Genomic DNA, 13,085 nt, shown 5'->3' with positions numbered 1-13,085 from the left:
CTGCAGCTTCAGCCGATCACCAATCCACTGCATAACTCACGCTGAAGGTACGCCCTTCAGCGTTCGGGTACGGCGCACGGGCGTTGGCCTGGGCAAACATGTTCTGGTAATTGCGGTTACTGAGGTTGTAGATCGCGCCTTCCAGGCGACCGACTGGCAACCTGACCGAACCGAGCAGATCGACCAGCGTATAACCTTTGATATCGCGGCCGTTGTTGTCTTTGGCCGCGGCATCATAGTCGGCCAGTTGCATGCCTTGCAGGCGCAGGCTGTAGTCGCCACGGTCATAGCCGACAAAGGCGGTGGTCTTGGCAGGCGAGATACGTGTGGCGGGCAGGTCGATCCATTTGCCGTTTTGCTGGGTCTCGCCTTTGGCGTAGGCGTACGTGCCGCCTACCGACCATTGATCGGTGACGTTGTAGGTCAGGCTGGTTTCGATGCCGCGCACGCGCTCTTTCTGGTTGATCAGGCGCAACACACGGTCATTGGCATCATAGAACTGGGTGACGTCCGAAGTGTTCTCATACGCGGTGACGTTGGCCAGCCACTTGTCCCAGTTGCCACGCCAGCCCAGCTCGTAACTGTCGACCTTGAGGGCTTGGGCGTTCAGGTCCTGGATGTCGTACTTGCTGTTGACGTCACGCAGGAAGCGCTGGATATCCGGCAGGGAAAACCCCTGGCTGAAATTGACGAACACATCCTGGTTTTCATTCAGGTGGTACACCGCACCCAGGTTGTAGAGCGTGTCATCGTATTTGAGGGTGCCGCCCGGCAGTGTGGCGCGGTTGCCGGTCTGCACGATCTCGCCGTAGGCAATGCTGTCGGACACTTCGCTTTCGATCCACTCACGACGGATGCCGCCACGTAAGGTCCAGTCATCGATATCGTAGGACAGCTGGCCAAAAATGGCTTTGGTGGCGGTTGCGATGTCCGGGCCCATCTCAAAGGTGGTGCCGGTCTTGGTATAGCTCAGGCCGTTGACCCGGTATTGGTCGCCGCGTTGGCGCGAGGTTTCATGGTCATAGTCGGCGCCCCAGACCAGGTTACCGGTCGCCGAGCCGATGTCCGGCATTTGTGTATCAATCGCTGCCCGCACACCATAGACGTCTTGCACACTGTTGTTGTCGGACACCCCGGCACGGCCGCGAGACAGGTCGGGGAAGAACAGTGCGTCGGCACGCCGCCAATAACTTTCGACCTGCAAGCCCTGGCCGTAGAAGTCCTTGTCGGCGTAATTGAGGTTGACCGCCTGGTTGTGGGTGAAGGGTTGGTCATCCAGGTCCAGGCCTTTTACCGCGACGGCAGTGCTGGTGATGCGTGGGTTCTTGGTGTAGCGGGTGTCCTGTTCATCTTTATAGTCTTGCAGCGACAGGCTGATCTTCTTGTCGTCATCCAGCTCGTAGCCGAAGCGACCTTGCAGGTCGTAGGTGTCGGTGTCCATGTTGCTGCCCTGGGAAGTGTCCTGGGGAATGCGTTTGCCGTTACCGTCGAACTGGTCGTTGCGTTGCACCGTATTGCCCGACACGTACCAGTCCACCGGGCCTTTGCGGCCGGTGGCACTTTGGAAAGCTTCGTAGGAAAACCCCTTGTGGCTGAAATTGTTACCGGCGGTCATGCCGATCTTGCTGCTGAAGGCCAGGTCTTCGCCTTTGTTGCGCTTGGTAATGATGTTGATGATGCCGCCTGAGGCGCCGGCGCCGTAGACGCTGCTGGCGCCGGAAATCACTTCGATGCGCTCGATGCTTTCCGGTGCCACGCTGTTGAGCTGGCGGAAGTTGTCACGCGTGGCGTTCTGGGACACGCCATCAATCAGGATCAGCGTGTTGCGCCCGCGCAGCGTTTGGCCGAAGTTGCTCATGCCACCGCTGGAGGGTGCTATGCCCGGGACCAGTTGCCCGAGGATATCGGCAACCCGGCGTCCTGCTGCTGTCTGCTGGCGGATCTGTGCTTCGTCGATGACCTGCACCGAGCCTGGGATCGCGGCAATGCTGGTTTCACTGCGAGTGGCCGAAACGACCGTCGCCTGCAATTGCAGGTTGGTAGCCGCCGCTGGCGCGTCTTCAGGTTGATCGGCCCAGACAGGCGCGCTTATCGAACCGAGCAGGGGCAGCAGGACGGCCCATTGTGATTTGTTCATGATCTTGCCTTTGAGTTATTAGAAGTATTGACAGAAAAATCGGTAGTCTCAGGTGTTCGGGTGAACGAACGGATGGCGCGGATACCCAGGGCCGCCAAGGCATAGGTCAGTGCCACCAGCCAAAAGCTGTGCGCCAAGCCCACCATTGCCATGCCGACGCCACCCAACAGTGCACCGCACAACGCGCCACCTTTTGCGGCGCTATTGCCCAGGCCCAAGGCAAACCCCTGCTGGCTGGGTGCGACGGTATTGGCGATCAACGTGTAGGCGACCGGTAGCAGCGCGCCTTGCCACACGCCCCACAGCAGCCGGCTGGCGAGGAACCCCAGCCATTCGCCGGCCATCGCCGTGAAGGCCAGCGTCAAGGCGCAAAACCACGTGACCCATTCGATGATGCGTAATGTTTGCGCCGCGGGGTGTCGGTCAAACAGGCGGCCCCACAGCGGCGCGGACAGCGCGAGCGTCAGTGCGCTGGCGGCGTAGCTGGCGCCGATCAGCCAGGCAGGAGCGTGTAGAACATCGGCGACGTACAGGGCATAAAACGGTTGGGGCATCATCTTGGCGGCCTGGATCAGCACGATGATGGCGAGCATTGCGCCGAGCCAGCCTTTGGGCAGTGCCGTAGGCGTTGAGGCGCGTACCGGTCTTGAGCGCGGCGCATCGCTGGGTAGAAACAGGCTGATCAGCGCGCACAGCAGGCAGACCGCCGTGGCGCTGTAGCACAGCAACGCGAAACCGGAAATATCCATCAGCCAGCCACCCAGCACCGGCCCGGCCAGCGAGCCCACGGCGGTGGCCGATTGCAACCGCGCCAGAATGTGCCCGCGCCCACCTTCGGCGCAGTACGCCAGCGCATAGGCTTGGGCTGCTGCAATAAAACCTGCCAGCGCACCTTGCGCCACGCGGATGACCACCAGCAGCCACGGGTCGGTGGTGACAGCGGCCAGCGCCTGGCATACCGCCAGGGCCAGCAGCGCGCGAATGATCATCGGCTTGTGGCCGGTACGATCACCCAGGCGCCCCCACATTGGCGTGAGGATCATCGCCGCCATCATCGGCCCGGCATACACCAGCGACGACAGCAGGCCGGTGTACTGGGCGTTGGCAACGCCCAGCAGTTTCTGGATCTGCAACGGCCAGAAGGGGCCGCTCATCTCCATGGCGCCCATCGACACCAACTGAATCACCACCAACAGGCGCAATGCAGTGTTGTTAGCCGACATTGGCGGCAGTGCTCAGCGGGTTCGGCAGGCGTCCGACGATATCGGCGTGGCTTTCCATCAGGCGCATGCGCATAAACGACTTGGCTGGCCAGTCCTGCTCCAGCAGCGCGGCACGTTCGGTCTGCCAACGTTGGGGTTCGACCTGGCTGCGCAAATCATCGAAACACTCGCGGACCTGGGCTGACAGCTCGTCCCACAGCAGCCCCTCCGGAATATCGAAATGGCGCGCACTGAGCAATACCAGTTCGCCCAAGTGGCACATGAACACGGTGTGCAGCAACTTGTCGCGCACGAAGCCGGCATCGTCGTACAAGGTCATCTTCGGGTCGTGCAGTTCGATGTCGAGGCCATGGGCATGCAAGGTCTTGCGGTCGATGCGGATATCACCGAAATCACGCAGCAACAGGCGGTTTGCTTGCCCGTTTGTGCCCATGACCATAAAGGAGTTCTGCTGATGGGCCTCGAAGGCCACGCCATAACGCAAGTACATGCCCAGCAGTGCCGGCACTGCAATCGATGCATAGTCTTTAAAAAACGCCTGCATGGCCTGCGCGTCATCAGCGCCTTTGCTCAGGCGTACCCACTGCTTGAGCAAGGGGTGCCCATGCTGATCAATGGCAAACAGGCTGCCTACCGGAATGGCCATTTCGCCCGGTTCGAGCAGGCTCTGCGGGTTGTCACGGTACAGGACGGCCAGGTGCCGGGAGTGCTCGTCATTGGCAGGTTGTGGTTGGAAATGCACGCCGAGTCGTTCGGGCACGATGCTCAGGATTTTTTGAATGTGTGGCTCGCGTGCCAGGATGGTTTGCAGTAAATGGCTGATCCGTGGCCCCATGCGCGCGGAGCGTGGCGACACTGTGCGCTGCACACTGGTCAAGCGCAGCGACACGGGAAGTTTAACCATTGGCGCGTCGCACCGGCCTTCAGGCAACACGGTCCTGAATGACATGGTGGGGTGGGCGGTGAACGCGACGATGTCGGTCAGCACCAGCAGCCTGTCACCGATTTCATTGGCGAACAGTTGCGGCAGCTCTTGGCGAGCTTGCCAAGGGTGAGCGGGCATCGGCAGGTAGTCGCCAGCCTCAAGGCCTTGAGCGCTTAAGTGCGCTGTCAGTTGGCGGGCGGCCTGCGGGAAGTGGTTTTGCCACCACTGCCAGTAATCTGCAGTACCGGCCAGGCTTTCGACATGGGCGAACTGGCGGTGCAGCGCGCAGAGTAATACCGGAAAGCGCGCCTCGAACTCCGGCGAGAATTCAATCACCTGCTCTGTACCCAAGCCCAACTTCGTCTTGTAGTTGGGGTGCCATGGATGGCCCAAGGTGCCCCACTGCTCGAGTACTGATGTCGGGTTGGAAACGCTTGGGTTGTTCTTGAGGTAGCTGAGCAAATTGTTTTGATGCGCGGGGGCCATTGCGGCGTGCAGCTCGAGGGTCCACTGCTCGTGGAAGGCGAGGCACAGCGTATCGTTGATAAAGCTGTCGTCTATCTCCCGGTTGAGGCGGCTCAAGACGTCTGGGGCGGCAGATGATTCGAGGCTGCTGTTGAGTAATGTCAGCAACTGCGAGGGGAATCGGATTTTCTGTTCGGGCTGGCCAGCGCGCAGGACACTCACCGTGCCGCGCAAATCCCAGCTGGCCATGCGGCCTGGGCGCAGGTGATCAAAACATAGGCGGGTGTGGTCGGGTAGCTCCAGCCAGCAGCGATTGTGTTCGTCATAAGTGCGTGTGGTGGGGTTGAGCAGGCCTTCACGGAACAGGGCTTGGATCAGGCGCTGGAAGCTGCGTTCGGCGGCAGGTGCGAGGGTATCGATCAGGGCATCAAGCGTGACGTGCTTAGCCAGGAATTGGCGAGTGGAGAGTGCTTCACCCCAGCGTTCCAGCAGTAGTTTTTCCGGTGTGGCGACCTGTCCGTGCATCAAATCGAACTCCTTATCCGTAGGGCTGAGTGAAAAGCGAACGGATACTATCGAGAATCATTACCAAATGTCTATTTGTTGTTACGCTTTTTGCGGAAACGATTATTCAGGGGCGAAAGGAGGGCGGTTCGAAGCCGGAGAGAGCGACCATGCAGGTCTGGAATCAGGGTTGAAGGGGCTAAGTCAGGCTGGTTCAGTGTCTTTGAGGTGACTTGTAGTACGAAGCCTGGGGTTCTGTAGGGTGTATCTGCTTTCATGCGGTCGTGGCAGAACACAGGAAAACGGTGGCTGTTAGAAACGAAAAACCCCGCTCAAAGGCGGGGTTTTTGTGTGTAGGCACACCAGCTGCTGTGTGGGGCTGGGTGACTGGCAGATTTCAGAGTTTCAGGAGCCTTCAGCCTGGCGTTTCATCTCAAGAGATTCGAGCTCGTTTTTATAATTGTGGGCTTCGTTCTCGTTGTGGAACATGCCGACCAGTTGGTCTTGTTGATGTACATCCCAGATGTGAATCCCATGGCCCAGTGCTTCGTGGGACATGTGTGCATCGTCGCGTTCAGTTACTTTTACAGTCATCTGCTTGCTCCAATCTCTGGTTGATCTGCGGCAAGTCGTCGCAGGTCTCTTTTATATGTTTTGTTAGCTTGCTAAGTAAACCGATTTTGCGCGCAACTATTTATTGCAGGAAATGCAACAGTGCTGCAGGCCACGCAAATCGCGACATTGCGTCGCAGGGTGCTGAGTTTTATGACAAAAGTTTCATGTTTGCGACCGGCTGGAGCCTTGTGTTGATCATTGAGCCGCCATCGCAGGCAAGCCAGCTCCCACATTTGAAATGCATTCACCTGTGGGAGCTGGCTTGCCTGCGATAGCGGTAGTGGTTTCAACACAAAACCTCCAGGCGAAAAAAAGCCCCGCATTCAGCGAGGCTCTTTTTAATCACATCACGGTATCAGCTACCTTTGATAGCCTGGCCATCAACGGTACCGTCCTGCAGCATGATGTTGTATTCCTTGCCGTCGGTTTCCACCTGGCGCAGGGCAACCAAAATGCCGCCCAGGTCCTTGGCAAACCACATCTGGGTGATGCGCTTGCTTTGAGTCGGGTCACGTACACGTTCAACCTTGATCGCATCGATGGAGCCGACCTTGGTCTGGACCTTTTCCGGGCCAATCACGCGGAAGTCGTAGGTGTCGGTGTCGGTGCCTTCAACGACGATGTAGCTCATGCTCTTCTTGCCGGCCGCCACATCGCGTTGCAGTGCCAACTGGTAAGTCGACTTGTCGAGCATGCCGCTTTGCAGGGCGACGTTGACCGGGTCTTTGTTTTCAAAGCCGGTGACTTTCTTGGCCGTCTGGTCGAAGTCCAGGTTGATCTTCTTCGACTTGCCCAGGCCGCCACGCTCGAAGCTGTAGCTCACGGGCTGCAGGGCATCTTTGTCGAGACGGATAACGCTGGTCTCGGTGAGGCTGGCGATCATCATGGACGCCTTGAAATTCAAGGTCCACGAGCCATTGTCATTCTTGACCAGGCTGCGCTCGGCCGAGCCGCTCATGGGCAACTGCTTCCAGTCGGCGGTGTAGCTGGCGGAGAAAGGGTGAAGGTCTGCTGCTTGCACAGCGGGCAAGGCGAACAGCGCAAAAGCGAAGAGCAGGGCGCGACGCATAAAATCTCCTAGGTTCGAATCAAGTGGCCGCTGGCCGCGAGTAACTGACCGTCCAATAATGCACCCTGTTCGCCGAGAATCAATCGTCCCTCGGCAAACCAGCGAACAGCCAGCGGGTAAATCCTGTGTTCCTGGGTGTGAACCCGTTGCGCAAGTGTCTGCGCCGAATCTGCAGACTCTACCGGAACCACTGCCTGTACGACCAGAGGCCCGCCATCGAGTTCCTCGGTGACAAAGTGCACGCTGCAGCCATGCTCCGTGTCGCCGGCCTCAAGGGCGCGTTGGTGTGTGTGTAACCCTTTGTATTTGGGCAGCAGGGACGGGTGAATATTGAGCAGGCGCCCTTGGTAGTGCCGCACGAAATCGGCGCTGAGGATGCGCATGAAACCGGCAAGCACCACGAGTTTGGGATTGAAGGCGTCGATCAGTTCGATCAAGGCGCTGTCGAAGGCCTCGCGACCTTCGAAAGCCTTGTGATCCAGGGAGCGGGTGTCGATACCCGCGTCCCTGGCGCGTTGCAGGCCGTAGGCGTCGCTGCGGTTGGAGATCACCGCAGCGATGCGCACCGGGCTATCGCCGGTGCGCGTGCTGTCGATCAGGGCCTGCAAGTTACTGCCGGTGCCGGAGAGCAGCACCACGACATCACAGGTCTCAGGCATCAGTGAGCCTTGAGGTTCTTCAGTTCAACCTGGGCCGCGCCTTCTGGAGCGGTTGCGATCTGGCCGATAACCCAAGGCTGCTCGCCCGCTTCACGCAGTACGTTCAGCGCGGTTTCAACGTGCTCTTGAGCCACGCAGATAACCATGCCTACGCCGCAGTTCAGCACGCGGTGCATTTCGGTTTCGTTGACATTGCCTTGCGCTTGCAGCCAGTCGAACACGGCAGGACGCGTCCAGCTTGCCACGTCGACAATCGCCTGTGCGCCTTTAGGCAGCACGCGCGGGATGTTGTCCAGCAGGCCACCACCGGTGATGTGGGCCATGGCTTTGACGGCGCCGGTGTCCTTGATCAGCTTGAGCAAAGGCTTCACGTAGATGCGGGTCGGGGCCATCAGCAGGTCGGTCAGCGGCTGGCCGTCGAGCTGGGTATTCTCGATGTCGGCGCCGGACACTTCGATGATCTTGCGGATCAGCGAGTAGCCGTTGGAGTGCGGGCCGGACGATGGCAGGGCGAGCAGGGCGTCACCGGCTGCGACTTTGGAACCGTCGATGATTTCAGCTTTTTCGACAACACCGACGCAGAAACCGGCCAGGTCGTAGTCTTCACCTTCGTACATGCCTGGCATTTCAGCGGTTTCGCCGCCGACCAGAGAGCAACCCGACAGCTCGCAGCCGGCGCCGATGCCGGTGACCACTTGAGCAGCGGTGTCCACGTTCAGCTTGCCGGTGGCGTAGTAGTCGAGGAAGAACAGCGGCTCTGCGCCACACACCACCAGGTCGTTGACGCACATGGCAACCAGGTCAATACCGATGGTGTCGTGCTTGTTCAAGTTCAGCGCCAGGCGCAGCTTGGTGCCCACGCCGTCGGTGCCGGACACCAGCACAGGCTGCTTGTAGCCGGCCGGGATTTCGCAGAGGGCGCCAAAACCGCCCAGGCCGCCCATGACTTCGGGGCGCGCAGTGCGCTTGGCGACGCTCTTGATGCGTTCGACCAATGCTTCACCGGCGTCGATGTCTACACCGGCGTCCTTGTAGCTCAGGGAGGGTTGCTTGCTCATGATCCAGGCCTTTAGGGGGGATTTCTGGGTAACGACCGAGCCGGCAGGCGCTTTTGGTAAAAGGCCCAGCCGCTGACGGTCTGCGAAGGCGCGCGATTTTATCAGGCTTGAGGGGCAGCGGCCATCCTCGGGCCGACGGGCAGGGCCATATAGGTTAAAAAAGCCGGTTAAAAAAATGCTAAACGTGCCGGTAATGGCGTGTATTAAGGTATAGCCTTTAACCCGCTATCGTTATGACAGTACAAAAACTGCCATGACCCTGTGAATGTTTTACCGGCTGCTGTGGTCACAGCCTTGCCAAGCCGAGTTCACGCGGTCTGTTCCAGCCGCTAAATTTGTCGTTCGGGAATCTTCCATGCGTCTGTGTAATTTCTTCTTTGTAGGCTGCTTGTCGTTGGTCAGCCTGGCGAGTCATGCCGAAACCCTCAATGGCCTTTATCAAGTACTTGAACCGGTTGCCAGCCAGTCGCCCCAAGAGCGTGACCAGGCCACCCAGCGCGCCGTGCAAACCCTGGTGATCCGCCTGACCGGCGATGCCAAGGCTGCCGATGGCCCAGGCCTGGCGGCGATCCGCAAAGACCCGCAGCAAATCATCAGCCAATACGGCTACGACGCCGGCCCGCCGGAAAGCCTGCAAGTTGACTTCGACCCTGTGAGCACTGATCGCGCATTGCGTGAGGCCGGCTTGTCGATCTGGGGCAGCAATCGGCCGTCGATCCTCGGCTGGTGGCTCAACGATTCTACTGACGGCAGCAGCCTGGTCGGTGATGGCCAGGCGATAGCCGGTGCACTGCGTCGTGCCGCGCAACACCGCGGCTTGCCGTTGCGTTTGCCCTTGGGTGACTTGGATGAGCAGGTCGTCGCCACTGCACCGAATCTGGAAAGTGCCGATGCCACGCCCTTGCGCGCCGCCTCCGAACGCTACGGCGCCGACGCGTTGCTGGCCGTGCACGCGCGCCAGGAAGGCAGCCAGTGGCAGGCCAAATGGCGCCTGTGGCTGGGCGACAAAAGCGAGCAGGGCACCGCCCAGGGCGCTGACACTGGCGCGGTGGCCGATGCCGTGATGTTGGCGGTCAGTCAAAAACTGGCACCGCGTTTTGCCGTCAAACCAGGTGTGAGCACCGAACAGCTGCTCGAAGTGCAGGGCATGAATCTGGAGCGCTATGCCGCCTTGGGCCATCTGCTCGAACCCTTTGGCGCTCAGCCACAGCGGGTGGATGGCAATCGCATTGTGTATCGGGTCAACGGCAGTGCCGATCAGTTGCGCACTCAGTTGAGCCTGGCCAAGTTGCAGGAAGTGCCTGCGGGCGAAGCGCCGGTTCAACCGCCGGTGGCCGATGGTACGCAGCCGCCGGCTGCCCCGGAGCCCCAGGCGCAGTTACGTTTTCGTTGGTAGGTGATCTTCCTTCTATATAGATAGAAGGAAACAAATGATAGATGGAGTGGTTTATGGCGGATACGCGTCGTTGGGTGTGGCTTGGTGGGGTTGTCCTGCTGTGCGTTTTTGTGTTCTTGCTGCATTCGATCCTGACGCCGTTCCTGGTGGCGTTGCTGCTCGCCTACCTGTTCGATCCCGTGGTGGATCGACTGGAGAAAATCGGCATGTCGCGCACCTGGGGTGTGGTGACGGTGTTTGCGCTGTTCACATTGATCATCACGGTGCTGGTGTTGGTGTTGGTGCCGATGCTGGCCAAGCAGCTGTTCCGTCTCTATGAGCTGGCGCCGCAAATGCTCGACTGGTTGCAGCACACTGCGATGCCGTGGGCTCAGGCCAAGCTGGGGCTGGCGGATGGCTTCTGGAAGTTCGACAAGGTCAAGGCCGCGATCAGTGAGCATATGGGCCAGACCACCGACATTGTCGGTGTGGTGCTCAGCCAGGCCACGGCCTCCAGCCTTGCATTGATCGGCTGGCTGACCAACCTGGTGCTGATCCCGGTGGTGGCGTTCTACCTGCTGCGTGACTGGGACATCATGATGGCCAAGATCCGCAGCCTGCTGCCACGCAATAACGAAGAGCGCATCGTTTCCCTGGCACAAGAGTGCCACGAGGTGCTCGGCGCGTTTGTACGCGGTCAGTTGCTGGTAATGCTGGCGCTGGGGATCATCTATGCCGCCGGCTTGATGGCGATTGGTTTGGAGCTGGGACTGTTGATCGGCTTGATCGCCGGCTTGGCCGCCATCGTGCCGTACATGGGCTTTGTGATTGGCATCGGCGCCGCGCTGGTGGCCGGGCTGTTCCAGTTTGGCGGCGACCTGTACCCGATGCTTGGGATCGTGGCGGTATTCATGGTCGGCCAGGCTTTGGAAGGCATGGTGCTGACGCCGTTGCTGGTGGGTGACCGCATTGGCTTGCACCCGGTAGCGGTGATCTTTGCGATCCTGGCGGGTGGTGAGCTGTTTGGCTTTACTGGCATCTTGCTGGCGCTGCCGGTGGCGGCGGTGATCATGGTGTTGGTGCGTCACGTCCATGATCTATATAAGGATTCGGATGCGTATACCGGGGTTGAAGACCCGGACCTGTAACCGTTTCGCAACAAACCCGGCCTAAGCCGGGTTTGTTGTTTCTGGGACGGGGTGTCAAACAAATTGCGCAAATCGCCCCAAGTTAACGCAAACCTTTGATTTTGCTTGTGGTCTGCTGCATTGTGCGCCCGGCTTCACGGGTATAAACTTTGCAAACTTTACACAGAGGCCACTAACGGTTCGTTTGGAGCCGTTCAGTCAGCATGAAACCGATTCAGCTGCCCTTGGGTGTGCGTCTGCGTGACGACGCCACCTTTATCAATTACTACCCAGGCGCCAATGCCGCTGCACTCGGCTATGTCGAGCGACTCTGCGAAGCCGACGCCGGGTGGACTGAAAGCCTGATCTATCTGTGGGGCAAACACGGCGTGGGGCGTACCCACCTGTTGCAGGCCGCGTGCCTGCGCTTCGAGCAGATGGGCGAGCCGGCGGTTTACTTGCCGCTGGCTGAGCTGATGGACCGTGGCATCGGCATCTTCGACCACCTTGAGCAATACGAACTGGTGTGTCTGGATGACCTGCAGGCCATCGCCGGCAAGGCAGATTGGGAAGAGGCGCTGTTTCACCTGTTCAACCGCTTGCGTGACAGCGGCCGGCGCTTGTTGATTGCTGCGTCCACCTCGCCACGTGAGCTGCCGGTGAAACTGGCTGATCTCAAGTCACGCCTGACCCTGGCGCTCATCTTTCAAATGCGCCCACTCTCCGACGAAGACAAGCTGCGTGCCCTGCAATTGCGTGCATCGCGTCGTGGCCTGCACCTGACCGATGAGGTCGGGCACTTTATCCTTACCCGTGGCACCCGCAGCATGAGCGCGTTGTTCGATTTGCTCGAACAGCTCGATCAGGCCTCGCTGCAGGCCCAGCGCAAGCTGACCATTCCGTTTCTCAAGGAAACCCTCGGCTGGTAGCCAGCCCTTGTCCAGTGGGGTTTTCGGCAACTTCCAGGCGCCAGAAAACCTGCGTTTGGGCCGGTTTGGCCACGCAACAGGCATGAATAGGGTGTTAAGGGCTTAGATGTCATAGTCCAAACCAGAAGTCACATAGATCACGATTGAATTTGCAAATCGATGTGATAGAGGGCATAGTCTCGACTTCTTTACACATCAGCCACGGTCGTGCCCATGCTAAATCGCTTCGCACCCCTCGTGCCTCTCGCACTCGTTACCCTGTTGTTTGGTTGCGCCACCCACACTCAAAACGTGGCTGAGCAGCAAAAACCACAGGTTCAAAATCAGGCAAAGTTCGTTGCAGCGCAGTCTTCTACTGTCTATGAAGAAGCTCTTTATAAAGAAGAGCAGGCTACTGAGAAAGAACTGGCTGCCTTCGCCGGCAACAAGCCTTACCAGCTTCCCGTTCTGGCCGACAGCATCCTCGAACGCGGCATGTCCCTGATCGGTACCCGTTACCGTTTCGGCGGTACCTCTGAAGCCGGTTTCGACTGCAGCGGCTTTATCGGCTACCTGTTCCGTGAAGAAGCCGGCATGAATTTGCCACGCTCGACACGCGAAATGATCAACGTGGATGCACCGTTGGTCGCACGCAACAACCTCAAGCCCGGTGATCTGCTTTTCTTTAGTACGGCAGGCCGTGGTCGTGTAAGCCACGCCGGTATCTACTTGGGCGATAACCAGTTTATCCACTCCAGCAGCCGTCGCAGTGGCGGTGTTCGAGTCGACAACCTGGGTGACAGCTACTGGAGCAAAACCTTCATCGAAGCCAAGCGCGCCCTCGCCATGGCCCCGACTACGGTTACCGCTAGTAAGTAAAGTTAAAGTGATACTTGAAGTTTGACGCGTAAGCGCTAGAATCCCTGGACATTGTTGTAATTCGTTCGCGCGAGCTTTGCTTGCGCGTTCTGGTTTTCAGCGTTCGGCAGCGAAAGCCGCATCCAGATCAGGATTGTTCTG

11 protein-coding genes are annotated in these 13,085 nt (G+C 59.1%); 4 read left to right on the top strand and 7 right to left on the bottom strand.

The features are described 5' to 3' along the window. Positions 1–16: 16 nt before the first annotated feature. The 7 genes from HU759_RS22010 to purM all read right to left on the bottom strand — a co-directional run bounded on the left by HU759_RS22010 (position 17) and on the right by purM (position 8,655). The gene (locus HU759_RS22010; protein ID WP_138448996.1) at positions 17–2,137 is read right to left on the bottom strand and encodes a TonB-dependent receptor; all 2,121 of its coding nucleotides are present in this window, start codon (positions 2,135–2,137) and stop codon (positions 17–19) included. Continuing rightward, positions 2,134–3,360 carry an MFS transporter gene (locus HU759_RS22005; RefSeq protein WP_099548855.1) on the bottom strand — a complete coding sequence of 409 codons (1,227 nt, stop codon included), beginning with the start codon at positions 3,358–3,360 and terminating at the stop codon, positions 2,134–2,136. The genes HU759_RS22010 and HU759_RS22005 overlap by 4 nt, the downstream gene beginning before the upstream one ends. After that, positions 3,350–5,275 carry an IucA/IucC family protein gene (locus HU759_RS22000; RefSeq protein WP_186617156.1) on the bottom strand — a complete coding sequence of 642 codons (1,926 nt, stop codon included), beginning with the start codon at positions 5,273–5,275 and terminating at the stop codon, positions 3,350–3,352. The genes HU759_RS22005 and HU759_RS22000 overlap by 11 nt, the downstream gene beginning before the upstream one ends. Before the next feature lie 384 nt (positions 5,276–5,659). Continuing rightward, positions 5,660–5,848: a hypothetical protein gene (locus HU759_RS21995; protein WP_017134878.1), complete on the bottom strand. Its 189-nt coding sequence runs from the start codon at positions 5,846–5,848 to the stop codon at positions 5,660–5,662. A 376-nt stretch (positions 5,849–6,224) separates the two neighbouring features. Then, positions 6,225–6,938, bottom strand: a complete 714-nt coding sequence (locus HU759_RS21990) for a DUF3108 domain-containing protein (protein WP_138449002.1) — start codon at positions 6,936–6,938, stop codon at positions 6,225–6,227. A gap of 8 nt (positions 6,939–6,946) precedes the next feature. Beyond that, positions 6,947–7,597, bottom strand: a complete 651-nt coding sequence (gene purN, locus HU759_RS21985; protein ID WP_017134880.1) for a phosphoribosylglycinamide formyltransferase — start codon at positions 7,595–7,597, stop codon at positions 6,947–6,949. Continuing rightward, positions 7,597–8,655 carry a phosphoribosylformylglycinamidine cyclo-ligase gene (purM, locus tag HU759_RS21980; protein WP_017134881.1) on the bottom strand — a complete coding sequence of 353 codons (1,059 nt, stop codon included), beginning with the start codon at positions 8,653–8,655 and terminating at the stop codon, positions 7,597–7,599. The genes purN and purM overlap by 1 nt, the downstream gene beginning before the upstream one ends. Positions 8,656–9,010: 355 nt before the next feature. On the opposite strand from purM, the gene HU759_RS21975 reads away from it, so the two are divergent. The 4 genes from HU759_RS21975 to HU759_RS21960 all read left to right on the top strand — a co-directional run bounded on the left by HU759_RS21975 (position 9,011) and on the right by HU759_RS21960 (position 12,944). After that, the gene (locus HU759_RS21975; protein WP_017134882.1) at positions 9,011–10,051 is read left to right on the top strand and encodes a DUF2066 domain-containing protein; all 1,041 of its coding nucleotides are present in this window, start codon (positions 9,011–9,013) and stop codon (positions 10,049–10,051) included. Positions 10,052–10,104: 53 nt separating this feature from the next. Next, positions 10,105–11,178: an AI-2E family transporter gene (locus HU759_RS21970; protein WP_026013513.1), complete on the top strand. Its 1,074-nt coding sequence runs from the start codon at positions 10,105–10,107 to the stop codon at positions 11,176–11,178. Positions 11,179–11,381: 203 nt separating this feature from the next. Beyond that, positions 11,382–12,086: a DnaA regulatory inactivator Hda gene (gene hda, locus HU759_RS21965; RefSeq protein ID WP_017134884.1), complete on the top strand. Its 705-nt coding sequence runs from the start codon at positions 11,382–11,384 to the stop codon at positions 12,084–12,086. A 213-nt stretch (positions 12,087–12,299) separates the two neighbouring features. Then, entirely contained in the window at positions 12,300–12,944 is a 645-nt protein-coding gene (locus HU759_RS21960) for an NlpC/P60 family protein (RefSeq protein ID WP_017134885.1), read from the top strand. Positions 12,945–13,085: the final 141 nt, after the last annotated feature.

This window comes from Pseudomonas sp. OE 28.3 (genome assembly GCF_014268205.2).
Taxonomy (GTDB): domain Bacteria; phylum Pseudomonadota; class Gammaproteobacteria; order Pseudomonadales; family Pseudomonadaceae; genus Aquipseudomonas; species Aquipseudomonas edaphica.
The sequence above is the reverse complement of the archived record's forward strand: the minus strand, read 5'-3'. Positions and strand labels throughout refer to the sequence as shown.